The following is a 22,630-nucleotide window of genomic DNA, read 5'->3' on the forward strand; positions in this document are numbered from 1 at the left end:
TGACACCGGTACGAGAACTCCGGCTCAGCGGGGCGCGGGCCCGCCGGAGGAGGCCGCCGCGTGGCAGGCGCCCCGGCCGTCGGCGCGTGCGGTGATGCGGCCGGCCTCGACGCGGACGGCGACCTCGGTCCCGTCGCTGACGGCGGGCACGCCGGCCGCCGCCGCCAGGACGCCCGCCTCGTCGTACACCACCTGAAGGCGCGGCCAGGCCGGCGGCGCGAAGGCCTGGCGCAGGCAGCCGCGCAGGTCGGCGATGGTCAGCCGGGCCAGCGGCGCCAGCTCGGCGGGGTCGCCGGTGACCAGGACCGCGGTGACGGTGACGCCCGGCGGCGCGGCCCGCACGGCCTCCTCGGCGGCCTCCAGCCGGTGCAGCCCGAGGATCGCGACCACGCCGTCGCCGGTGAGCCGGGCGGGTTCGCCGCGCATGGCGTCCATCGAGGGCGGCGGGGACCACGCCTGGTCGGCGGGCACCGCGCGGGGCGCGTAGGCGAGGTGCGGGGGCGACCACACGTCGTCCAGGCCGAGGCCGGCGATCTCCTCGCAGACGCGGACGATGTCGAAGGGATCCACGAACCCGGGCGCGGCGGCGGCGAGCTGGCCGGCGCCGTGCAGGGTGGTCAGGGCGGCCTCGGCCACGCGCACCATGCGGGCGGCGTGCGGGGCCAGCCGTTCGAGGGCCAGCCCGAGCAGGATCGCGTCCAGCTTCATGAGCTGCGCGTACGGCCGCCGGATGTGCTCGTCGGACAGGACCTCGGGCATCAGGTCCATGCCGAGCCTGGCCGGGTCGCGCCGCTCGTCGGTGGCCAGCGGCAGCCGCGCGACCCAGGCACGCGCGAACGCACCGAGCGCCTGCCGCGCGGCGTCCCCCGGGGACGACCGGCCGGTGTGCGATGGGCCGGGGGCACCGTCAGCCGAACCGGAGTTCGCTGAGCCCGGGTGCGATGGACCGGAGGCGCGGCCGGCCGGGTCGGAGCGCGATGAGCCCGGCCGCGGTGAGCCGGGGGCACGGTCAGCCGAGTCGGAATCCGGTGATCCGGCGGCGCGTTCGGCCAGGTCGGCGAGGACGGCGAAGTACAGGGCCCGTTTGCCGGGGAAGTTGGAGTACACCCCGCCGCGGGTCAGCTCGGCTCGCTCGGCGATGACGTCGATCTTGGCGTCGCGGAAGCCGCGCTCGGAGAACTCCTCCATCGCCGCGGCCAGCACCCTGGCCCGGTTGAGCTCCTGGCTCTCCGCCCTGCTGAGCCGGCCCATCGTCCTCCTCGGTCTGCGGCGTTGCCGCCCATGGCGAACCAAGATACCGTGACCATCCATATGATGAGAGTATCTGATCACACCATCCGAAACCTGGGGGCGGCCATGACCGACGCCGAGACGGACGTGAGCGGCGTTCCCGAGATCGACCTGACCGACGCCGAGGTGCTGCGCGACCCCGCCGCCGCCTACGGGCGCGCCCGGGAGCTGTCGCCGCTGGCACGGGTCTCGGCGCCCGGCATGCCCGCGATGTGGGTGCTGACCCGGCACGAGGGCGCCAGGGCGATGCTGAACGACCCCCGCTTCGAGCTCGGCGCCGGCAGCTACATGCGGCCCGCCGGCATCCCCGAGCACTGCCTGGCCTACATGCGCACCATGCAGGAGATGGAGGGGCCCGAGCACGCGCGCATACGCAGGCTGGTCTCGCCGGCGTTCACCCCCCGGCGCGCCGCCGAATTCCGCCCCCGGATCGAGGCGATCGTCGAGACCCTGCTCGACGAGCTGGAAGGCCACGCGCGGGACGGCACGGCCGACCTGCTGGCGCACTTCGCCCGCCCGCTGCCGATGGAGGTGATCTGCGAGCTGACCGGCGTCGCCGCCGCCGACCGCCCCCGCTGGCGGGAGTACGGAGCCGCCGTCGCGGCCGGCCGGGGGCAGGAGTTCGCCGACGCCATCCCGGCCATCATGGAGGCCGCCGTCGCCGCGGTCGCGCGAAGCCGGTCAGAACCCGGCGACGACCTGATCTCCGACCTGCTCGGCGTCCAGGCCGGTCAGGAGGACCGGCCCGCCGACGCCGAGCTGGTCACCCTGGTCTGGCACCTGGTCCTGGCCGGGCAGACGCCCACCAACCTCATCGCCAACGCCGTCGACACCCTGCTCCGCCACCCCGCCCAGCTCGCCGCGCTGCGCGCCGACCCCGGGCTGATGCCGCGCGCCGTGGACGAGCTGACCCGCTGGGACGGCCCCGTGCTGCTCACCATCCCCCGCCGCGCGCGCGAGGACGTCGAGCTGCACGGGGCGCTGATCCGCGCGGGCGACCTCGTCACCGCCGCGCTCGCCTCGGCCAACCGCGACCCGCGCGCGATCGGCGACCCCGACCGGCTCGACCTCGGCCGCGCCCCCGCCGCCGGCCACCTCGGGTACGGCCACGGGCCGCATTTCTGCCTGGGGGCGGCGCTGGCCCGCGCGCAGACCGAGGTCGCCCTGGCCGGGCTGCTGCGCCGCTTCCCCGGCCTGGCGCTCGCCGCGTCCGCCCCGGGGCACCTTCCCGACCCGGGCACCTGGCGGCTGGCGTCCCTGCCGGTGACCCTGTGACCCCCGGCCGCCCCGCGTGGCGCCACCTCGGAGGGTTCCCCCGTGGTGCGCGCCGGTGACCGCGGCTCCCCGCTGACGTGCACGTTCTGCGGGAAGACCCAGAAGGAGGTCGGCCGGCTGATCGCGGGACCCGAAGGCGTCTGCATCTGCGACGAGTGCGTCGGGCTGTGCACCGAGCTGATCGAGGAGGAGCTCCACGAGTCCTCTGGGGGCGGCCCGCCGGAGACGCCCACGCCCAAGGAGATCGACGAGTTCCTCGGGGGGTACGTCGTCGGGCAGCACGCCGCGAGGAGGACGCTCGCGGTGGCGGTGCACAACCACTACAAACGGGTCAGGTCCGGCGCCGGGCGGCGCGCCGGGACGACCGAACCGGTCGAGCTCGGCAAGTCCAACATCCTGCTGCTCGGCCCGACCGGGTCCGGCAAGACCCACCTGGTCCAGACGCTCGCCCGGATGCTGGAGGTCCCCTTCGTCATCGCCGACGCCACCGCGCTCACCGAGGCCGGGTACGTCGGGGAGGACGTCGAGCACATCCTGCTCAGGCTGATCCAGGCCGCCGGCCACGACGTCAGGAAGGCCGAGACCGGCATCGTCTACATCGACGAGATCGACAAGATCGCCCGCAGGGGCGAGAACCCGTCGATCACCCGCGACGTCTCCGGCGAGGGCGTCCAGCAGGCGCTACTGAAGATCATCGAGGGGACGGTCGCCTCCGTGCCGCCGCAGGGCGGCAGAAAACACCCGCACCAGGAGCTCATCCAGATCGACACCACCGACGTGCTGTTCATCGTGGGCGGGGCGTTCGCCGGGCTGGAGCACATCATCGAGCGGCGGGCCGGCCACCGGGGCGCCGGGTTCGGCGCCGCCATCGGCGGGCGCGAACGGGCGGACGTCCTGGCCGGGGTCATGCCCGAGGACCTGCTGAGGTTCGGGCTGATCCCCGAGCTGGTGGGCCGGCTGCCGGTGGTGTCGGTCCTGCACCCGCTGGACCGCGCGGCGCTGGTCCGCATCCTCACCGAGCCGCGCGACGCGCTGACCAGGCAGTACCAGAAGCTGTTCGCGATGGACGGCGTCGAGCTGGAGTTCACCGAGGACGCCATTGGCGCGATCGCCGACCAGGCGCTGCTGCGCCGCACCGGCGCGCGGGCGATCCGGGCCATCCTGGAGGAGGTGCTGCTCGACGTCATGTACGAGGTGCCGAGCCGGGACGACGTGGCCCGCGTGGTGGTCGGCCGCGCCACCGTGCTCGGCAAGGTCAACCCGGCCCTGGTCCCCCGCGACCGGCCCGGCGGCGAGCGGGACCGCCACGAGCGGTCCGCCTGACCCCGGTAACGTCGGGAGCGGGTCCGATCAGCGGGCGAACGGGGTGACCGACACCACGGCCGCGACCGGGAGCGGGCCGTAGATGTGCGGGAAGGCCTCGTCCGCGTCCGGCGGCACCTCGAAGACCACCGGGCAGCCCAGCAGGTCCTGGTCGACGGCCAGCACGACCAGCGGCTCGGTGACGCCGGTGTAGAAGCGCTCGGCGACGCCGCGGAGCTGGTCCAGGTCGGCGCACGCGTGGATGAACCCCTCCTCGGCCAGGGTCCGTCCGAGGGTGGACATGCGGTACTCGCCGGCGCCCGCCGCGGCGGCCCACTCGTCCGCCAGTGCGAGATGAAGGATCGTCACCGGCCACAGCGTAGCGCCCCCCACCCCGGCCTCCGGCGCCCGTGAGGGGTCACAGGGCGCGCAGGGCCCGGGTGAGCAGGGCGTGGGTCTCGGCGGCGGCCCCGGGGCGGGCCTCGACCAGGTGTTCCATCCACAGCCCGGCCAGCAGCACCCCGACCATGCGGGCCGCGTCCCGTCCCGAGGGGCGGCCCGCCCGGGCGAGCGTCCCGGCGACCAGGGCGTCGCACCCGTCGGTCCAGTCGCGGGCGATGGCCTGCAGGGCCGGGTCGCGGCCGGCCTGAAGGTAGAGCTCCCACAGCCCGAGCTGGCGCAGCCGGTCGCCCTCGCCGCCGGGCCCCATCGCCTCGGTGAGCGTCCGCGCCAGCTCCTGCGGCGCGGTCAGGCCCTCGTCCGGGACGGCCTGGAGCCGGGCGCGCATGCCGTCCAGCTCCCCGGCGACCAGCAGGGCGAACGACTCGGCCACGAGCTGGTCGCGGGAGGCGAAGTAGTAGGTGGTCGCGGCGAGCGGGAACCCGGCCCGCCGGGCGACGGCCCGGTGGGTGACGGCGGTGAAGCCGCCCTCCTCCAGCAGGCCGACCGCGGCCCGCACCAGCGCCGCGCGGCGCCGTCGCCCCCGCTCCTGGGCGGGCCGGGTGGCGGCGGCGTCAAGGGCGGTGTCGTGGGGGGTGGTCAATGGGAGCCGGCCAGGTTGAGCAGCACGACACCGCCGATGATCAGCAGGATCCCGCCGGCCTTGGCCAGGTTCATCGCCTCGCCGAGGAACAGGGCACCGATCACCGCGATCGCCGCCGTGCCGGCCCCCGCCCACACCGCGTACGCGACACCGACCTCCATATGGAGTTTCAGCGCGCGGGCCAGCAGGACGAAGGAGGCGATGTACCCGATCACCACCACGACGGTCCAGCCCTTGCCGGCGAACCCGTCACTGAGTTTCAGTGCCGTCGTCGCCAGCACCTCCGAAGCGATGGCGGCGGCGAGCAGCAACCACGGCATGGGACGTGCCTCCCTGACCTCGACCGGCGAGGTATACCGGTACATGCGTACCAGTTTATCCCCCCCGCCGGCGGCGCACCGGCGCCGGTCCCGCCGTCGTGCCGCACCCGCCGTGACCAGGCGACCGAGCGGCGGGTGCTCACCCGAGCAGGCGGGTCACCAGCGCGGGGTGGCCGGGCAGGGCGGTGGTGATCATTTTCTCGACCCAGGGTTCCTGTCCCGCCACGTCGACCCGCGACCAGTCGATCGGCCCGAGCGGCGGCTCCGGGTCGTACTCGATGAACAGCTGCACCAGCTTGGCGACCGGCTCCCCCGCCAGGCGTTCCACCAGGTGCAACGCCAGGTCGATGCCGGCCGACACCCCGGCCGCGGTGATCACCGGCCCGTCCCGCACCCACCGCCGCGTGACCGCCGTCGCGCCGAACCTGCCCAGCAGGTGCCGGCACGACCAGTGGGTCGTGGCCCGCCGTCCCTCCAGCAGCCCGGCCGCGCCGAGCACCAGCGAGCCGGTGCAGACCGAGGACACGATCTCGGCGTGCCCGGCGGCCTCGCGCAGCCAGTCCAGCATCTCCTCGTCGGCCAGCGCGGCGAACGTCGGCTCGGTGCCGCCCGGCACCACGATCGCGTACGGCTCGCGCACCTGGCCGAGGGAGTGGCTCGCGGTGACCGACAGCGGGGTGTCGGTGGGCAGGGCCCCGGTGTCCTTGGCGACGACGACCGTACGGAAGGAGGGGTCGATCTGGGCCAGCGCGGACAGGACCTGCAGAGGTCCCACCAGGTCGAGCAGCGTGATCCCCGGATACAGCAGGAACGCGATCGTCTTCACCGCGTCCGGAGCGGCGGGACCGGCCGGATCGGTGGTTTCGGTGGCCTCGGTGGTTCCGGTGGCCCCGGTGGCCGAGGAAGGGGTGTCGCCGGTGGCGTGGGAGGGCGTCGTGTCCGTCATGGCCCCACACTCCGGCCTGCGTCGCGCACGAGGCAACGACGGCGCACGGGTGTGGCAGGATTTCTGCGATCCCTGTCTCACCGCCACGACCTCCCGCCGCCGAAAGCGCTGAAAGGTACGGACATGCCCGAGCCGCCGCACGCACAGGAACGTCCCGACGGCGAGCGGGACCGCCCGCCGCGCGCGCGGAACCGGGCGGGGGCCGAGCGGGTGTTCGTCGTCGTCGGGTACGAGGACGCCGAGCTGCTGGACATCGCCTGCGTGACCTCCAGCCTGGACGCGGCCAACCGGCTCGGCGCCCGGCCGCCGTACCGGATCCGGCTGGCCACCCCCGGCGGCCGGGCGATCGGCTGCTCCTCCGGGCTGCGGCTCGACGGGCAGGAGACCCTGGAACGGCTCACGGGCCCGATCGACACGCTGCTGGTGTCCGGCGGGTACGGTCACGAGCGGGCCGCCGCCGACACCCGCCTGACCGCGCACGTGCGCCGGCTGGCCGCCGAGAGCAGGCGGGTCGCCTCGGTGTGCACCGGGACCTCGATCCTGGCCGCCGCCGGCCTGCTGGAGGGCAGGCGCGCCACCACCCACTGGGCGTACGCCGGGCTTCTCGCGGCCGGGCACCCGGGTGTGCGCGTCGACCCGGCGCCGCTGTTCGTCCGCGACGGCCCGGTGTCCACCTCGGCGGGGGTCACCAGCGCGCTGGACCTGACGCTGGCGTTCATCGAGGAGGACCACGGCGCCGACCTGGCACGCTGGACGGCGCGCGCCCTGGTCACCTACCTGCAGCGTCCCGGCAACCAGGCGCAGATGAGCATGTTCGTGGCGGCGCCGCCCCCCGACCACGCCGTGGTGCGCCGCCTGGCCGAGCACATCGCCGGCCATCTGGACACCGAGCTGACCGCCGCCACGCTGGCGGCGCGGGCCGGGGTGAGCGAACGGCACCTGCACCGGCTGTTCTCCGAACACCTCGGGCAGAGCCCCGGCAGGTTCGTGCGCGGCGCCCGCGCCGAGGCGGCGGCCCACCTGCTGTCGTCCACCACGCTGCCGGTGTCGGCGGTGGCCCGGCGGTGCGGTTTCGGGACCGCCGAGACGCTGCGCCACACCTTCCAGGACGTGTACGGCATGCCGCCGTCCCGGTACCGGCTGGCCGCGAGGCCCGCGCCTGCCGCGTGACCGGGCGACGCCCGGCCGGAGGGTCGCTTTCCCCGGCGGGCGTGGTGAGTTCGCTTGCCATCGGTATCGAATGCGTGTTCCACTGTCGGTCATGCGTTTCGACGCCCTTCCCCTTGTCGAGGACACCGCCGCGGCGCGGCCGCGCATCGAGCGCCGGGCGGTCCGCCGGGCCTCGGGTGACACGACCTTCTACGAGGTGCCGGCGCGCACGATCATCGACCGGGTCCCTGAGTCCATCGGGCTCGGCATCGGCTGGGCGGTCAGCCCCTACCGAGGCTGCGCGCACGCCTGCCTGTACTGCGCGGCCCGGCGCGCCCACCGCTACCTCGGCCTGGACGGCGAGCGCGACTTCGGCACGGCGATCGTGGTCAAGACCGACGCGGCCAGGCGCCTGCGCGCCGAGCTGGCCTCGCCCCGGTGGGCCGGCGAGCCGGTGGGCATCGGCCTGAGCGGCGACTGCTACCAGGAGGCCGAGCAGGTCTACCGCCTGATGCCCGGGATCATCGCCGCGCTGCGCGACGCCGGCAACCCGTTCCGGGTGATGACCAAGAGCGCGCTGGTCCTGCGCGACGCCGAGCTGCTGGCCGAGGCGGCCGAGGTCGCCGAGGTGGAGGCGCGGGTGTCGATCGGCTTCGTCGACGACCGCCTGCGCCGGGCGGTCGAGCCGGGGGCGCCGAGCGCGCAGAAGCGGCTGGAGCTGTGCGCCGAGCTGGGCGAGCGCGGGGTGCCGTGCGGGGTGCTGATGGGGCCGATCCTGCCGTGCCTGACCGACTCGGAGGACCAGCTCCGGGCCGTGGTGCGGCGGGTCGCCGAGGCCGGCGCCGCCGGCATCACGCCGATGGTGCTGCAACTGCCCGCCGGGGCCCGCGAGTGGTACATGCGGTGGCTGGCCGAGGAGCATCCCCGGCTGGTGCCGCGGTACGAGGAGCTGTACGGGGCCGGGCCGCTGGCCGCCGGGGACTACCGGCAGCGGGTGGTCGGCCGGGTGACCGAGCTGGCCCGGTTGTACGGCATCGGAGCCCGGCGGGAGCCCTGGCGGGCCCGCCGCTCCGCCGACCGCCAGCTCGCCCTGCTCTGACCCCGCGACCCTCTCGACCTCCGCCCGGCCGCGCGGCGCCGGTGGGCGCGGTCATGCCGGTGAGGTGGCCGCCTCCTCGAATGGGCGGCGCGGGGCTCGCCAGAAGGCGCCGACGGATCCGAGCGTGACCAGCATCCAGCAGGTGTTGGGGAACCGGCGCAGGCTCGCGACGTCGCGGCCGTTCCAGCTCCCGGCCGCCCAGACGTTGATCGGGTTGAAGTCGGTGGTGCAGATCGTTTCCGGTGAGGCCGTGAACTTGTTGAGATCGGCGTCCACCTCGTCCAGGGCGGCGCAGGCCTCCCGTGGCTTGGGGTGGGTTCCGCCGATGGGAGCGCAGTTCAGCACGGCCATCTGGTCCGGCGGCCAGACCTTCACCCCCGGATTGATCGTCAGCACGACCGAACGGACCGGCCTGCCCGGTTCCGGCCCGGTGCCGGAGGCCGAGGCCGCCGGTGGCGGCCGCTCGGGTCCGGCGTACGCGGGCGACGCCCGGGTCCCGGCAGATGCGGCTAGCAGCACTACGAAGAACAAGGACTGTGTGATCGCGCGGCGCATCTTGCCCCCTCGGAAGAACCAGCACATTCACTGATCGTTGTCGGGATGCCGGCGAAGGGGGCCCGGCTCGGACGGTCCGGGCGTGGCGTAGCCCAGAGAGTAGGGGCCGGAACCGCCGGCGGCCTTCACCTGGTAGCGGTACCGGCCGGCCGTGCCGGTGTAGGTGATTGTCTCGCCCGAGCCCGGTGATTCGGCCGAGGCGACGGTGACCCACTCCCGGCCGCCCCACTTTTGCAGGTAGAGGTCGAAGTCGGCGCCCGGGGGACCTTGCAGACACGCGGCGTGCACGCCTGACACCGCCGAGCGGTAGAAGCGGTCGCCCGGCTGGTAGGCGGAGGCGTCGGGGGCCAGGGTGCCGGTGACGACGCGCGGGTAGCCGCTGCAGGCGGCCGTGGTCGGCGGCGGGTGCGCGCCGTGCGTGGTCACCAGGGTCAGGCCGAAGGAGGTGAGGAGCTCCGCGACCGGCTGGAAGTAGCTGGTGCCGCCCGTGACGCAGTCACCGGAGCCGCCGGAGGTGACCCCCTGGGCCTGGTCGATGGAGACGAACGGGCCGCCGGAGTCGCCGCGTTCGGCGCACACGCTGGTCCTGGTCAGATGGAAGACGTTGCCCTGGGGGTAGGCGACGCTGACGTTGCGCTGCCGGATGGTGCCGCAGTGCCAGTCGTCGGTGGAACCGGCCCGGCAGACCGAGGCGCCCTCGATGGCGACCTCGGACCCCTCGACGCCCACCACGCTGCCGATGCCGTTGTTCACCGACGGCGTGGGCGTCCAGTCGCGGTTCACACCGATGTAGGAGAAGTCGCTGATGGGGAAGACCGACGCCTGGATGACGCCCTGGGCGACCCGGTTGACCCCGAAGGTGGCCTGGCCCTTCACCCCGCAGTGCCCGGCGCTGACGAAGCCGTTCTGGGTGCCGCGCATGACCGAGAAGCCGATCGAGCAGCGGGTCGTCGCGCCGATGTAGTAGGGGTCGCCGCCCACCAGGTCGTAGAGGGGCACAGGCCGCTCGGTGGAGACCACCACCTTCACCGCGGAGCTGTCCACACCGGTGGACTTGATGGCGGTCTCGGTCACGGAGGGGTCCTCGGACAGGACCGTGACGACGTTGTTGCGCACGTCGATGTAGCGCACGCTGCCCCCGGCGACCGGATGGGGGGGAAGCGCGGAGTCCAGCTTGCCCTTGATCGTGTTGAGCTGTTTCAGCGACCGGATCACCACTTCGGGCCGGGCGCCCGCGGTGAGGATCCGGGGGATGTCGGCGGCCTTGGTGGTGGCGACCACGAGGGTCTGGGCGATGGTCCCCGAGAGCCAGGCGCCGGCGAAGTCGCCCCCGAGGGTGCGATGGAACCGCTCGGCGAGCGGGGCCAGCCGGCTCTCGTTGAGCAGCCGCGCCTGGGCCTGGGCGGGGCTGAGGCCGAGGTCACGCTGGAGTGCCTCGATCATGCCGGGCGGTGGTTTGCGGGCCTCCGCGGTGGCCGCGGCCCGCACCGGCCGGGCCTGGGCGGTGCCGGGGGCCGCCGCCAGGACGAGGACGCCCACCACCACAGCGCGCCACGTGACGGCGCGACGTCTGCGCGACATGATCTCTCCTCGGCCTCGGTTCTCCTACCAAGGGGGAGATCACCGCCACCACTCGTGATCACGCGATACCGGCAACGCCACCTTAAAACAACCCATGCCACCTGGGCCCTGGACACGCCGAGGCATCATCCCGGGCACGCGGTGCGGCGGACACGCGCGGGTGAGGCCGGGCGGGGAGCGCGGCCGATCAGGGGTACGGCCGGTCAGGGGTACGGCCGGTCAGGGGTACGGCCGGTCAGGCCTTGAGGGCGCTGCCCTTCTTCCACTGCTTGAACGAGAGCTGCCAGAAGCCCCAGCCGTTGTTCCACTCCAGCGCGCGGTTGGTGCCCACGATCGTCACCACGTCGCCGCGGTGGAAGTTGTCGTAGAACCACCTGGCCTGGTCGGGGCGGGCGTTGACGCAGCCGTGGCTGACGTTGGCGCGGCCCTGCGAGCCCACCGACCAGGGGGCGCTGTGCACGTACTCGCCGCTGTTGGAGATGCGCACGGCGTGGTTGACGATCTCCTTGTAGTACCCGGGGTCGCCCTCTTTCTTCCCGGGAGAGATCATCGTGACCGGGTTGCCCCGCTCCATGGTGAGGTGGACGCCGTTGGTGGTGGTGTACTCGCGGGAGGTGGCCTTGCCCGCGCTGATCGCCATCTTCTGGATGACCTTGCCGTCCTTGCGGACGACCATCTGGTGGGTGCGCGTGTTGACGCTGCTGACCCACGCGGCGCCGATCTTCATCGTGGTGGCGTAGTTCTTGACGCCGTACATGTCCTTGCCGGCGCGCACGCCTTCCAGGCGGGCGACGAACTTGACCTTCTGGTGGGCGGGCCAGTACTTGGCGGGCCGGTAGATGGCCAGGGCGTCGTTGATCCACCGCCAGGCGCCCGCGACCGGCTTCTGGGCGGTGACCTCCAGCGACTCCTCCACGGCCTTCTTGTCGCCGACGGCGTGGTTGAACGTCACCATGATCGGCATGCCGACCCCGACGGTCTCGCCCTTGCGGTTGGGCGTGATGTCGCGGATGCGCAGTTCCTCGGAGGGCTTGAGGGTGGTGAACGAGCTGCTCGCCTCGGCCGGGCCGCCGTCGCCGCTGGCCTTGGCCGACACGGTGTAGTTGCTGGAGGGCTTGAGCGGCGCCTTGGAGGTCCACTTGGTGTGGCCGGAGTCGAACTCGCCCTTGACCGACCTGCCACCGGCCTGGACGGTGACCTCCTGCAGCTCCCCGTTGCTGGCGGTGACCACGACGCTCTTGTCCGGGCGGACCTTGCTGGCGCCCTTCACCGGGCTGATCTTGATCTCGGGCGCGGGGATCGCGGGCGCGCTGCTGCCGCCACCGCTGGCGCCAGGGGCGGCGGTGCCGGTCCCGGTGCCGGTGGAGCACGACACGGCCAGCAGGCCGGACGTGACCAGGGCCAGCCCGGCGATCGGGGTCTTCAGACGATGACGAAAGTCCCCCACTGACCTCTCCCCCACGGCGGCAAAGTGCACTGAAAAAAACCCTAATAGGGATTGCCACCCGAACGTACCGCTTTTGGACGAGTTAGATCACATTTCGGTCACCTTGGGGGAGATATGGTCAAGGAAACCACCCGGCAGGGTCAAGAAGATCTAATGACATTGTCCGGGTATGTGACCCGGTCAAAGGGCGCACGGATGCGCGCGGCCACCGCGCACCTGCCAAAGGGCACGTCTCGCCACGGCGGGACGCCGGCACGGTGACACGCGCGAGGCCGCCGCGGTGAAGGCGGGCGGGGCGGGAGGCCGCGCGGGTCAGCCCTGGAGCAGCCGGTGGGTGAGGCTGGTATGGCGCCGCCCGGCGCCGCGCGTCCGCACCGCCTGCGCCAGCGCGCGGCGCGAGCCCACCAGGACCACGAGCTTCTTGGCGCGGGTGACCGCGGTGTACAGCAGATTGCGCTGCAGCATCATCCAGGCGCTGGTCGCCAACGGGATCACCACGGCGGGATATTCGCTGCCCTGCGAGCGGTGGATGGACACCGCGTAGGCGTGGGCCAGCTCGTCCAGCTCGTCGAAGGCGTATTCGACGGTCTCGTCCTCGTCGGTCAGGACGGTGAGTTTGCTCTCCTCGGGGCGCAGGTCGGTCACCACGCCGACGGTTCCGTTGAACACCCCGGCCACGCCCTTGTCGTAGTTGTTGCGCAGCTGGGTGACCTTGTCGCCGATCCTGAACACCCGGCCGCCGTACCGGCGCTCGGGCATGCCCTCCCGCGAGGGGGTCAGCGCCTCCTGGAGCTCGTTGTTGAGGTTGCCGGCCCCGGCCGCGCCGCGGTGCATCGGCGCGAGCACCTGCACGTCGCGGCGGGGGTTGAGGCCGAACCGCTTGGGGATGCGGCGCGCGACCACGTCGACGGTCAGCGCGGCGATCTCCTCGGGCTCCTCGCAGGGGAACAGGAAGAAGTCGGTCATGCCTTCCAGGGCCGGGTGCAGCCCGGTGTTGATGCGGTGGGCGTTGACCACCACCCCCGACCGCTGGGCCTGGCGGAAGATCTGCGTGAGCCGTACGCGCGGGACGGTGTCGGCGGCGAGCAGGTCGCGCAGCACCTCCCCCGCGCCGACCGAGGGCAACTGGTCGACGTCGCCCACGAACAGCAGGTGGGAGCCGGGGGCCAGCGCCTTGACCAGCTTGTTGGCCAGCAGCAGGTCCAGCATGGAGGCCTCGTCGACCACCAGCAGGTCGGCGTCCAGCGGGTTGTCGCGGTCGAAGGTGGCCTCGCCCCCGGGGCGGAGCTGCAGCAGGCGGTGGACGGTGGTGGCCTCGTGGCCGGTGAGCTCGGCGAGCCGCTTGGCGGCCCTGCCGGTGGGGGCGGCGAGCACGACCTTGGCCTTCTTGGCGCGGGCCAGCGCGACGATGGACCGCACGGTGAAGCTCTTGCCGCACCCGGGGCCGCCGGTCAGCACGGCCACCTTGGAGGTGAGCGCCAGCCGGACCGCCTCGGACTGCTCGGGGGCCAAATCGGCGCCGGTGCGCCCGCGCAGCCAGGTGAGCGCGGCCGTCCAGTCCACGTCGCCGAAGGCGCCGAGCCGGTCGTGGCCGGAGTCGAGCAGGCGCCGCAGGCCGCCGGCCAGCGACAGCTCGGCGCGGTGGAAGGGCACCAGGTAGACCGCCGGGACCGTCGCCTCGCCGGCCGGGACGTCCTCGCGGACCACGCCCTCCTCGGCGACCAGTTCGTCCAGGCAGCTCGACACCAGCTCGGCCGGGACCTCCAGGATCTTGACCGCGTCGCCGACCAGGTTGGGGGCGGGCAGGTAGCAGTGGCCGGCGTCGGCGCCCTGGGACAGGGTGTAGCGCAGGCCGGCCTTGACCCGGTCGGGGCTGTCGTGCGGGATGCCGACGGCCTGGGCGATGGTGTCGGCGGTCTTGAAGCCGATGCCCCACACGTCGTCGGCCAGCCGGTAGGGCTGTTCCCTGACGACGGTGATGGAGGTGTCGCCGTACTGCTTGAAGATGCGCACCGCGATGGAGGTGGACACCCCGACCCCCTGCAGGAAGATCATCACCTCTTTGATGATCTTCTGTTCCTCCCAGGCGACGGCGATCATCTTGGTGCGTTTGGGGCCGAGGCCGGGGACCTCCACCAGGCGCTCGGGCGCGGTCTCGATCACCTCCAGCGTCTGGACCCCGAAGTGGTCCACGATGCGCTCGGCCATCTTCGGGCCGATGCCCTTGACCAGGCCGGACCCGAGGTAGCGCTGGATGCCCTGGACGGTGGCCGGCAGGACGGTTGTGTAGGACCACACCTCGAACTGCTTGCCGTACTTGGGATGGGAGCCCCACCGTCCGGTCAGGCGCAGGCTCTCCCCCACCTGCGCGCCCAGCAGTGGCCCCACCGCCGTGACCAGCTCGGCCCCACCCCGCCCGACGGCCACCCGGGCGATGGTGTAGCCGGTCTCCTCGTTGGCGTAGGTGATGCGCTCCAGGACCGCGTCAAGACCCGTGGCAGGAGGACCACCCGATCCAGTCGTCACGCGACCCCCCGTCTCCAGCGCTTCGCCAAGGGTAGAGCCTCACCGCCGGGGGAGCGGCAGCAGACGGACGAGCGAAGTGAGCGCGCCGGTGTCCGAAGGACGGTCGGTCCGTCATCCGCCGGGCAGGTAGATCACCGGTAATGTGGCCACCAGGTGGCACCGGACACAGGGAGGGCGGCCGATGGCGGCGGTCATGGAAGTCACGGCACGCGCGCTGCTGCGCCGGTTGGCGATCGAGCAGGCCGAGACGCGGATGCCGTCGCTGGTGGCCATGGTCTCGCGGGACGGCGAGCCGGTCTGGTTCGGCGCCCGGGGCACGGTCGAGGGCGCCGACCCCACCCCCGACACCCAGTACCGCATCGGGTCGATCACCAAGACCCTGGTCGGCGTGCAGGTGATGCGCCTGCGCGACGAGGGCCTGCTCGACCTGAACGACCCGCTGTCCAAGCACCTGGCGGGCACCCCGGTCGGCGACGCCACCATCGCCCAGCTCCTGTCGCACACCGCCGGCCTCACCGCCGAACCGCCGGGACCCTGGTGGGAGCGCACCCCCGGGGTGGGCATCGACGCCCTGGCCGGGGCGCTGGACGGCGGCACCGCCCGCCACCGGCCCGGCCGCAGGTTCCACTACTCCAACCTCGGCTTCGCCCTGCTCGGCGAGCTGGTCGCGCGCCACCGCGGCGTCCCGTGGCCGCAGGCGGTGCGCTCGGAGATCATCGAACCGCTGGGCCTGAACGACACCACCGCCCGGCCGCGCGAGCCGCACGCCCGGGGGTACGCCGTCCACCCGTGGGCCGACGTGCTGCTGCCCGAGCCCGAGCACGACGCGGTGGCCATGGCCCCGGCGGGGCAGCTGTGGTCCAGCGCGGCCGACCTGGCCCGGTGGTCGGCGTTCCTGGCCGGCGGGCGCGAGGCGGTGCTGTCGCGCGCCACGCTCGCCGAGATGCGCGAGCCGGCCACCCTCGACGACGGCGACACCTGGACCGGCGGCTACGGCCTCGGCATCCAGCTCATGCGCCACCGTGGCAGGCGCCTGGCCGGGCACGGCGGGTCGATGCCCGGGTTCCTCGCCCTGACCTGGGCCGATCCGGCCGACCACGTCGGGGTGCTGTGCATGGCCAACTCCACCTACGGCCTGCGCGCCTCCCTGGTCACCGACCTGCTGGACATCCTGGACGCCCACGAGCCGCCCATCCCCGGCGCCTGGTCCCCCTCCCCGGCCGACCCGGACCTGCTGGAGCTCACCGGGCCCTGGTACTGGGGGCCGGCCGCCTACGTGCTGCGCCTGCTGCCCGGCCGTGACCTGTCGCTGGGCCCCGTCGGCGGGCCGGGCCGGTCCTCGCGGTTCGCCGCGCGGGCCGACGGCACCTGGCTCGGCCTGGACGGCTACTACGCCGGGGAGACGCTGCGCCTGGTGCGGCGCCCCGACGGTACGGTCGACCACCTCGATCTGAACACCTTCGTGTTCACCCGGCGGCCCTACGACCCGGGCGCGCCGGTGCCCGGCGGCGTGGACGAGGCCGGCTGGCGCTGAGCCCGGGAGACCCGCCGTGAGCTCGGCCTGGTTGACTGCGGGTGAGGGAACGAGCGAGCCGCCCGGACGGCGGGCCCGGCCGCTCGGCGAGCCGCCGGGGGCGGGAACGTGAGCACCGACACCGAGGTCGAGACCCTGCTGCGCGACCTGGCGCCGCAGGTGCTCGGCGCGCTGGTCCGCAGGCTCGGCCGGTTCGACACCGCCGAGGACGCGGTGCAGGAGGCGCTGCTGGCCGCCGCCGTCCAGTGGCCCAAGGACGGCCTGCCGGACAACCCCCGGGGGTGGCTGATCACGGCCGCCTCGCGGCGGCTCACCGACCTGTGGCGCAGCGAGCACGCCCGCCGCGTGCGGGAGGCCACGGTCGCGGCCATGGACCACGCCGGCGAACCCGTCGCGCCGGGACCGGAGGACCAGGCCGGGCAGGACCGGGACGACACCCTCACGCTGCTGTTCTTGTGCTGCCACCCGGCGCTGTCGCCGTCCTCCCAGATCGCGCTCACGCTGCGCGCCGTCGGCGGCCTGACCACCGCGCAGATCGCCCGTGCCTTCCTGGTGCCCGAGGCGACCATGGCCCAGCGCATCAGCCGGGCCAAGCAGCGCGTCAAGACCACCGGCATCCCCTTCGGCATGCCCCCCGAGCCCGAGCGCGCCGACCGGCTGCGCGTCGTGCTGCACGTGCTCTACCTGATCTTCAACGAGGGCTACACGGCCACCTCAGGCCCCGACCTGCACAGCCGCGAGCTGACCGGCGAGGCGATCCGGCTGGCCCGCGCGGTCCACCGGCTGCTGCCCGGCGACGGCGAGGTGACCGGGCTGCTCGCCCTCATGCTGCTCACCGAGGCCCGCCGCCCGGCACGCACCGACGGCGACGGCGCCCTGATCCCGCTGGCCGAGCAGGACAGGGGCCGGTGGGACCGCGAGCACATCGCCCAGGGCGTCGCGCTCATCACCGAGGCGCTGTCCAGCACCCCGCTCGGCCCCTACCAGCTCCAGGCGGCCATCGCCGCGGTGCACGCCGAGGCGCCCGACGCCGCCGCCACCGACTGGCCGCAGGTCCTTGCGCTGTACGAGGTGCTGGCCGGGGTCGCGCCCAACCCGGTGGTGACGCTCAACCACGCCGTGGCGCTCGCCATGGTCAAGGGCCCGCTGGCCGGGCTGGACCTGCTGGCCACCCTGGACGGCGACGAACGGGTCTCGGGCCACCACCGCCTGGACTCCGTCCGCGCCCACCTGCTGGAGATGGCCGGTGACCACCAGGCCGCCCGCGAGGCCTACCGGGCCGCGGCCCGCGCCACGGCCAGCCTTCCCGAGCGCCGCTACCTGGAGGCCCGCGCCGACCGGTCCGCGCCACGATCACCCGGCGGCGGGGACCCGCCCGGCTGAGCCCGCTCGCGCGCTGCGGGGCCGCGTTCCGGCCGGACGAGCAGGACCCGTATCGCCTTGCCTGATATCCTTATGCTGTAAAGAGATAGCTCGGCCTTAATCCCCTAAGGAGCCATAAGGTGGTCGTGTTCGCCGGCCAGGGGGACGTTCAGCGCACCATGGCCCTGCTGTGGCGCACCGCCGGCCCTGGTGACCCCCGGACCGCCCCCGGGCCCAAACCCGCGCTGAGCGTGGACATGATCGTGGACGCGGCCATCGCGGTCGCCGACGCCGAGGGGATGTCCTCGCTGTCGATGCGCGCGGTCGGCGAACGGCTCGGGCGCACGGCCATGGCCCTGTACACCTACGTCCCGAGCAAGGGCGAGCTGGTCGACCTCATGTACGACCGGGCCCTGGCCGAGCTGCCGCGCGGCTACGACGGCGAGGCGGGCTGGCGGGCGGCGCTCACGCGGTGGGCCGGGGACGGCTGGGCGTTCTACCTGCGCCACCCGTGGGTGCTGCAGGTGTCGCAGGCGCGGCCGGTGCTCGGGCCCAACGAGTACGTCATGATGGAGACGCTGCTGGGCGTCCTGCGCGGCACCGGCCTCGGCGCCCCCGTCGTGCGGCGCCTGGTCGGGACGCTGATCTACTTCGTGCGCGGCACCGTCCAGCCGGTCGCCGAGGCGCGGCAGGCCGCCACGGCCACCGGCGTGCCGGACCAGGAGTGGTGGGACGGCCGGTCGGCCCAGATCGCGCAGGTCGCCCCCGACTTCGCCGAGCGGTTCCCGATGGTGGTCTGGCTGGGCACCGAGGGGGCGTCCCCTCTCGGGGACGAAGCCGACGAGCCCTGCCCGGACGACGACCGGCCCTACATGGAGGCCGAGGCCGAGAAGACCTTTCAGGCCGGGCTCACCGTCCTGCTGGACGGCATCGAGGCCGCCATGCGCCGCGCCGGCCTGTGATCCGCCGCCGGCCGGTTCGTCGCGCACCAGGTCCTCGCCCGGGCGCGCGGCGGACCGGGGTCAGTTCGTCTCGATCACCGACAGGATGTTGCCCGCCGGGTCCTTGAACCAGGCGATGTTGGGGCCGCCCCTGCGGAAGATCCCCTTGTCGTCCACGCCGTCGTAGGCCTCGAAGGTGATCCCGGCCGCGAGCAGGCGCTCCACGGCGGGCTCGATGGCGTCGACGGGGAAGTTCAGGATCGTGAACGTCGCCGGGGTGTGGTCGTGCTTGGGGTAGACCAGGGTGTCACGGCCACCGGCGATGTGCAGGGTGAGCATCCCGTGGTCCTCCGACACCCGCAGGCCGAGCGTCGTGCCGTAGAACTCCTTGGCCTTCGGGATGTCGTCCACCGAGAATCCGCTGAACGCCTTGACGTGCTCGAACATGTCGGTCACTTCCTTCGTGTCGGGCCCCGGTGAGCATCGTGTCACGCCCTCGGGACGACGCCATCGCCCGAGGCGCGCAGGGCTCGGGCCCGGGCGGGCCGCCTAATTGGCCCGGTCGGCCGGAGGGGAATTGGCCCTACCGGCGGACCGAATCCCCCAATAGCGTCACTTGACGTCACCCGGCGCGCGGCCGGGTGGCGACTCGGGGGAACGGGAGAGATGACGTGACGATGGGGTGCGCGGCCTTGGCGCCGTACCGGCCGGCGGGCGTGACCAGGTGAGCGGGCGCGGCTGGGCGCTGTTCGCCGTGATGGGCGTCCTGTGGGGCGTCCCCTATCTGATGATCAAGGTGGCGGTGGACGGCGTGTCCGTCCCGGTGCTGGTCCTGGCGCGGACGGCGATCGGCGCCGCCGTGCTGCTGCCGCTCGCCCTGCGCGGCGGCCGGATGGCGGCGCTGCGCGGGCACTGGGCGCCGCTGGCCGCGTTCGCCGCGATCGAGATCATCATTCCGTGGTGGCTGCTCTCCGACGCCGAGCACCACCTGACCAGCTCGATGGCCGGGCTGCTCATCGCGGCCTCGCCCATCGTCGGGGTGGTGGTGGCCCGGCTGGCGGGCGGCGCCGAGCGGCTCAGCCTGCTCCGGTGGACCGGCCTGGCGGTGGGCCTGGCCGGGGTGGCCGTCCTGGCGGCGCCGGGCCTGCGCGGCGGGCAGCCGTGGCCGATCGTCGAGGTGCTGCTGACCGCCGTCTGCTACTCCGTCGCGCCGCAGATCGCCGCCCAGCGGCTCAAGGACGTCCCCTCTCTGCCGATGACCGCGGTGTGCCTCGGCTTCGCGGCCCTGGTGTACACGCCTCCGGCGATCCTGACCTGGCCGCACGCGCTGCCCGGCGTGCGGGTGCTGGCCGCGCTCGCGGGACTCGCCGTGGTGTGCACGGCGCTGGCGTTCATCGTGTTCTTCGCGCTCATCCGCGAGGTCGGCGCCTCGCGGGCCCTGGTGTTCACCTACCTCAACCCGGCGGTCGCGGTCACCGCGGGCGTGCTGCTGCTCGGGGAGCCGCTCACCACCACGATCGTGCTCTCGTTCGCGCTGATCCTCGCCGGTTCGGTCCTGGCGACCGCCCGGCAGTCCGGCGGCGAAACCGAGCCCGCCGGGGTGCCGGCCGCCGGGGACGACCACGCCGGCCGGGCCGCCTCCAGCGTGTGACGCCCACCGCGAACCCCCGACCGGCCGATGGCGAGACGGCGCTGTCATCGGGAAACCAATGGGACTCGCGTGATCACAGGGGACTATGTGATGCAGTTCACAAGGACATCACGAAATATCCGGGGATGAAGTCCCCGTTTACCCCTACGTCTCACAAGCGGGGGAGGATTTCCCCGTAAGCGGGATGACCGACCACAAAGGGGGGCACCACCGTGGGCACCACGATCACGACCGCCGAGCGCGGCCACGTTCACCGGATGCGCGCCGACGCGTCGCGCAACCGGGAGCGGATCGTGGCCGCCGCGCGCGAGGCGTTCGTCGAGTACGGCGCCGAGGTGACCCTCGACCAGATCGCACGACGGGCAGGGGTCGGCAACGCCACCATCTACCGGCACTTCGCCGACCGCTCCGAGCTGATCCGGCAGGTGACCCTCGAGGTCATGAACCGGATCGTCGAACTGGCCGAATCGGCGCTCGCCGACACGCCGGACGCCTTCGCGGCGCTCCAGCGTTTCGTGCACGGCGCGGCCAACGAGAAGATCGGGGCCCTCTGCCCGATGCTGTCCGACGGCTGCGAGCTGATCGCCGCCGAACTCGCCGACAAGCGCGTCCGCCTAGAGCGGGCCCTGGAAGACATCATGGACCGGGCACGACGCTCAGGCCAGCTGCGCCCCGATGTGGCGGCCGGCGACATCCTGATCGCGTTGCCGCAGCTCACCCGGCCCCTGCCGGGTACCTCCTGCCTGAACCTCGAAAGGTTCGCGGACCGTCACCTGCAGCTGTTCCTGGACGGCCTGCGCGCTCCGGCGCGCTCCACGCTGCCCGGAAGCGCTCCGACGTTCGAGGACCTCCAGCGGCAGAGCTGACCACCGGCCTGCCGGCCGCCAGAGTCCGCGTACTCCCCGCGCGCCGTCACTCCTGACTTCTCTTGCCATTTTTCGATCAACGTACTGATAGTGAGTCAATTCATGCCTGAAACGGCCCAGGTCCAGCCGGACCCCCGCCGCTGGAAAGCACTCGCGTTCATCGCCATAGCCCAATTGATGGTCGTGCTCGACGCGACGATCGTGAACATCGCCCTCCCCTCCGCCCAGGCCGACCTCGGCATCTCCGACGCCAACCGCCAGTGGGTCATCACCGGTTACGCCCTGGCGTTCGGCGGGCTGCTGCTGTTCGGCGGGCGCATCGCCGACCTGTGGGGGCGCAAGCGCGCCTTCACCGCCGGCCTGATCGGCTTCGCCGCCGCCTCCGCGCTCGGCGGCGCCGCGGTCAACGAGTCGATGCTGCTCGGCGCCCGCGCCCTGCAGGGCGCGTTCGGCGCGCTGCTGGCCCCCGCCGCGCTGTCGCTGCTCGCGGTGATGTTCACCGAGTCGAAGGAACGTGCCAAGGCGTTCGGCATCTACGGCGCCATCGCGGGCGGCGGCGGCGCCGTCGGCCTGATCCTCGGCGGCTTCCTCACCGAGTACCTCGACTGGCGCTGGACGTTCTTCGTGAACATCCCCTTCGCCGTGGTCGCCGCCATCGGCGCCTTCCTGGTCGTCCGCGAGCCGGTCGGCACCCGCAACAGGAGCGGCCTGGACATCCCCGGCGTCGTCCTGGCCAGCCTCGGCCTGGCCTCTCTGGTCTACGCCTTCAACCGCGCCGAGTCCGACGGATGGACCGCGGGCGTGACCCTCGGGCTGTTCGCCGCGGCCGTCGTGCTGCTCGGCGCGTTCGTGCTGGTGGAGAGCAGGGTCCGGGCCCCGCTGCTGCCGCTGCGCGTGATCGCCAACCGTAACCGCGGCGGCGTGTACATGTCGCTCGGCCTGGCCGTCATCGCGATGTTCGGCCTGTTCCTCTTCCTCACCTACTACCTGCAGGCCATCAAGGGGTACTCGCCGGTCCAGACCGGCTTCGCCTTCCTGCCGATGATCGTCGGCATGATCATCGGGTCGACGCAGATCGGCGCCCGCCTGATGACCCGGGTGCCGCCGCGCCTGCTGATGGCCCCGGGCTTCCTGCTCGCCGCCATCGGCATGCTGATCCTCACCCAGATGCGGATCGACAGCTCCTACCTCACCCTGGTGCTGCCCGGCCAGGTCCTGCTCGGGCTCGGCATGGGCACCGCGTTCATGCCGGCGATGAGCCTGGCCACGTACGGCGTCCAGCCGCGCGACGCCGGGGTGGCCTCGGCCATGGTCAACACCTCCCAGCAGATCGGTGGCGCCATCGGCACCGCGCTGCTCAACACGGTCGCCACCAGCGCCGCCGCGACCTGGGTCACCGCGCACGCCGCCGAGGCGGGCAGGCTGGGCAAGGCCGCCTTCGTCAACCAGGCGGCGGTGGCGGGGTACGCCGCCGCGATCTGGTGGGCGGTCGGCATCCTGGTGCTCTCCGCGATCATCGCGATCACCCTGATCGACACCGGTCACCAGGGCGGCGCACCGGTCGCGGCGACCGGCGAGGACGGGCAGGACGCGCCCGCGCTCCCGGCGCTCGCGCACTGACCCACCCCGTACACCGCTGAGGGGCCCGGCCGACGCCGGGCCCCTTTTCGCGCGCCCGGGGCCGTTCCCGGGGGTCCCGCGACTTGACGCCCAATGGGGCTAACCGTTATCTATAGGGGCTAAC

20 protein-coding genes are annotated in these 22,630 nt (G+C 73.2%); 10 read left to right on the forward strand and 10 right to left on the reverse strand.

Going from position 1 to position 22,630, the window contains the following annotated elements; translation table 11 throughout:
* Window positions 1–24: 24 nt before the first annotated feature.
* Window positions 25–1,251 carry a TetR/AcrR family transcriptional regulator gene (locus NYZ98_RS00880; protein WP_262840472.1) on the reverse strand — a complete coding sequence of 409 codons (1,227 nt, stop codon included), beginning with the start codon at window positions 1,249–1,251 and terminating at the stop codon, window positions 25–27.
* 105 nt (window positions 1,252–1,356) lie between these two features.
* Between NYZ98_RS00880 and NYZ98_RS00885 the strand changes: the two genes are divergently transcribed.
* Complete coding sequence (locus NYZ98_RS00885) at window positions 1,357–2,565, forward strand: cytochrome P450 family protein (protein ID WP_262840473.1); 1,209 nt, start codon at window positions 1,357–1,359, stop codon at window positions 2,563–2,565.
* A gap of 42 nt (window positions 2,566–2,607) precedes the next feature.
* Window positions 2,608–3,888: an ATP-dependent Clp protease ATP-binding subunit ClpX gene (gene clpX / locus NYZ98_RS00890; protein WP_262840474.1), complete on the forward strand. Its 1,281-nt coding sequence runs from the start codon at window positions 2,608–2,610 to the stop codon at window positions 3,886–3,888.
* A gap of 27 nt (window positions 3,889–3,915) precedes the next feature.
* Here clpX and NYZ98_RS00895 read toward each other — a convergent pair whose 3' ends face one another.
* The 4 genes from NYZ98_RS00895 to NYZ98_RS00910 all read right to left on the reverse strand — a co-directional run bounded on the left by NYZ98_RS00895 (window position 3,916) and on the right by NYZ98_RS00910 (window position 6,175).
* On the reverse strand, window positions 3,916–4,236 hold the full coding sequence (locus tag NYZ98_RS00895; RefSeq protein WP_262840475.1) for a DUF952 domain-containing protein: 321 nt from the start codon (window positions 4,234–4,236) through the stop codon (window positions 3,916–3,918).
* A 49-nt stretch (window positions 4,237–4,285) separates the two neighbouring features.
* Entirely contained in the window at window positions 4,286–4,909 is a 624-nt protein-coding gene (locus tag NYZ98_RS00900; protein WP_262840476.1) for a TetR/AcrR family transcriptional regulator, read from the reverse strand.
* Window positions 4,906–5,229, reverse strand: coding sequence for a DMT family transporter (locus NYZ98_RS00905; protein WP_262840600.1), 324 nt, complete (start codon window positions 5,227–5,229; stop codon window positions 4,906–4,908). The genes NYZ98_RS00900 and NYZ98_RS00905 overlap by 4 nt, the downstream gene beginning before the upstream one ends.
* Window positions 5,230–5,368: 139 nt before the next feature.
* Entirely contained in the window at window positions 5,369–6,175 is an 807-nt protein-coding gene (locus tag NYZ98_RS00910) for a DJ-1/PfpI family protein (RefSeq protein WP_262840477.1), read from the reverse strand.
* A 123-nt stretch (window positions 6,176–6,298) separates the two neighbouring features.
* Between NYZ98_RS00910 and NYZ98_RS00915 the strand changes: the two genes are divergently transcribed.
* Together NYZ98_RS00915 and NYZ98_RS00920 are read left to right on the forward strand one after the other, a co-directional pair.
* Window positions 6,299–7,345: a GlxA family transcriptional regulator gene (locus NYZ98_RS00915; protein ID WP_262840478.1), complete on the forward strand. Its 1,047-nt coding sequence runs from the start codon at window positions 6,299–6,301 to the stop codon at window positions 7,343–7,345.
* A 91-nt stretch (window positions 7,346–7,436) separates the two neighbouring features.
* A complete protein-coding gene (locus NYZ98_RS00920) occupies window positions 7,437–8,423 on the forward strand; it encodes a radical SAM protein (protein WP_262840479.1) in 987 nt (328 codons plus the stop codon).
* Between the two features lie 51 nt (window positions 8,424–8,474).
* Here NYZ98_RS00920 and NYZ98_RS00925 read toward each other — a convergent pair whose 3' ends face one another.
* From NYZ98_RS00925 to recD2, 4 genes are all read right to left on the reverse strand, one after another.
* Window positions 8,475–9,005: a subtilase-type protease inhibitor gene (locus NYZ98_RS00925; protein ID WP_262840480.1), complete on the reverse strand. Its 531-nt coding sequence runs from the start codon at window positions 9,003–9,005 to the stop codon at window positions 8,475–8,477.
* Window positions 9,006–10,559, reverse strand: coding sequence for a S1 family peptidase (locus NYZ98_RS00930; RefSeq protein WP_262840481.1), 1,554 nt, complete (start codon window positions 10,557–10,559; stop codon window positions 9,006–9,008).
* Window positions 10,560–10,794: 235 nt separating this feature from the next.
* Complete coding sequence (locus NYZ98_RS00935) at window positions 10,795–12,006, reverse strand: L,D-transpeptidase (protein ID WP_262840482.1); 1,212 nt, start codon at window positions 12,004–12,006, stop codon at window positions 10,795–10,797.
* A gap of 312 nt (window positions 12,007–12,318) precedes the next feature.
* A complete protein-coding gene (recD2, locus tag NYZ98_RS00940) occupies window positions 12,319–14,532 on the reverse strand; it encodes an SF1B family DNA helicase RecD2 (protein WP_262840483.1) in 2,214 nt (737 codons plus the stop codon).
* 193 nt (window positions 14,533–14,725) lie between these two features.
* Here recD2 and NYZ98_RS00945 point away from each other — a divergent pair, with 193 nt between their 5' ends.
* From NYZ98_RS00945 to NYZ98_RS00955, 3 genes are all read left to right on the forward strand, one after another.
* Window positions 14,726–16,066 (forward strand): serine hydrolase domain-containing protein, encoded by a 1,341-nt coding sequence (locus NYZ98_RS00945; protein ID WP_262840484.1) that lies wholly within the window; start codon window positions 14,726–14,728, stop codon window positions 16,064–16,066.
* A 108-nt stretch (window positions 16,067–16,174) separates the two neighbouring features.
* Window positions 16,175–17,449 carry an RNA polymerase sigma factor gene (locus NYZ98_RS00950; RefSeq protein WP_262840485.1) on the forward strand — a complete coding sequence of 425 codons (1,275 nt, stop codon included), beginning with the start codon at window positions 16,175–16,177 and terminating at the stop codon, window positions 17,447–17,449.
* A 119-nt stretch (window positions 17,450–17,568) separates the two neighbouring features.
* Window positions 17,569–18,390, forward strand: a complete 822-nt coding sequence (locus NYZ98_RS00955; RefSeq protein WP_262840486.1) for a TetR/AcrR family transcriptional regulator — start codon at window positions 17,569–17,571, stop codon at window positions 18,388–18,390.
* A gap of 60 nt (window positions 18,391–18,450) precedes the next feature.
* Here the strand turns inward: NYZ98_RS00955 and NYZ98_RS00960 are convergent, their stop codons facing one another.
* Entirely contained in the window at window positions 18,451–18,816 is a 366-nt protein-coding gene (locus tag NYZ98_RS00960; protein ID WP_262840601.1) for a VOC family protein, read from the reverse strand.
* A 235-nt stretch (window positions 18,817–19,051) separates the two neighbouring features.
* Between NYZ98_RS00960 and NYZ98_RS00965 the strand changes: the two genes are divergently transcribed.
* The 3 genes from NYZ98_RS00965 (at window position 19,052) to NYZ98_RS00975 (ending at window position 22,506) form a co-directional block, all read left to right on the forward strand.
* A complete protein-coding gene (locus NYZ98_RS00965; RefSeq protein WP_262840487.1) occupies window positions 19,052–20,020 on the forward strand; it encodes a DMT family transporter in 969 nt (322 codons plus the stop codon).
* Between the two features lie 212 nt (window positions 20,021–20,232).
* Window positions 20,233–20,886: a TetR/AcrR family transcriptional regulator gene (locus NYZ98_RS00970; RefSeq protein ID WP_262840488.1), complete on the forward strand. Its 654-nt coding sequence runs from the start codon at window positions 20,233–20,235 to the stop codon at window positions 20,884–20,886.
* Between the two features lie 102 nt (window positions 20,887–20,988).
* The gene (locus NYZ98_RS00975; RefSeq protein ID WP_262840489.1) at window positions 20,989–22,506 is read left to right on the forward strand and encodes an MFS transporter; all 1,518 of its coding nucleotides are present in this window, start codon (window positions 20,989–20,991) and stop codon (window positions 22,504–22,506) included.
* The last annotated feature ends 124 nt before the right edge of the window (window positions 22,507–22,630 follow it).

Origin of the sequence: Sphaerisporangium corydalis (assembly GCF_025506355.1) — a bacterium.
Classification (GTDB): Bacteria; Actinomycetota; Actinomycetes; order Streptosporangiales; family Streptosporangiaceae; genus Sphaerisporangium; species Sphaerisporangium corydalis.

What these genes read in the sequence shown, in the direction of transcription:
- NYZ98_RS00945 (WP_262840484.1), top strand. Translation starts at nt 14,726, where the DNA reads ATGGAAGTCACGGCACGCGCGCTGCTGCGCCGGTTGGCGATCGAGCAG.
- NYZ98_RS00960 (WP_262840601.1), bottom strand. Translation starts at nt 18,816, where the DNA reads ATGTTCGAGCACGTCAAGGCGTTCAGCGGATTCTCGGTGGACGACATC.
- NYZ98_RS00920 (WP_262840479.1), top strand. Translation starts at nt 7,437, where the DNA reads ATGCGTTTCGACGCCCTTCCCCTTGTCGAGGACACCGCCGCGGCGCGG.
- NYZ98_RS00905 (WP_262840600.1), bottom strand. Translation starts at nt 5,229, where the DNA reads ATGCCGTGGTTGCTGCTCGCCGCCGCCATCGCTTCGGAGGTGCTGGCG.
- NYZ98_RS00880 (WP_262840472.1), bottom strand. Translation starts at nt 1,251, where the DNA reads ATGGGCCGGCTCAGCAGGGCGGAGAGCCAGGAGCTCAACCGGGCCAGG.
- NYZ98_RS00930 (WP_262840481.1), bottom strand. Translation starts at nt 10,559, where the DNA reads ATGTCGCGCAGACGTCGCGCCGTCACGTGGCGCGCTGTGGTGGTGGGC.
- NYZ98_RS00975 (WP_262840489.1), top strand. Translation starts at nt 20,989, where the DNA reads ATGCCTGAAACGGCCCAGGTCCAGCCGGACCCCCGCCGCTGGAAAGCA.
- NYZ98_RS00910 (WP_262840477.1), bottom strand. Translation starts at nt 6,175, where the DNA reads ATGACGGACACGACGCCCTCCCACGCCACCGGCGACACCCCTTCCTCG.
- NYZ98_RS00925 (WP_262840480.1), bottom strand. Translation starts at nt 9,005, where the DNA reads ATGTGCTGGTTCTTCCGAGGGGGCAAGATGCGCCGCGCGATCACACAG.
- NYZ98_RS00885 (WP_262840473.1), top strand. Translation starts at nt 1,357, where the DNA reads ATGACCGACGCCGAGACGGACGTGAGCGGCGTTCCCGAGATCGACCTG.
- NYZ98_RS00915 (WP_262840478.1), top strand. Translation starts at nt 6,299, where the DNA reads ATGCCCGAGCCGCCGCACGCACAGGAACGTCCCGACGGCGAGCGGGAC.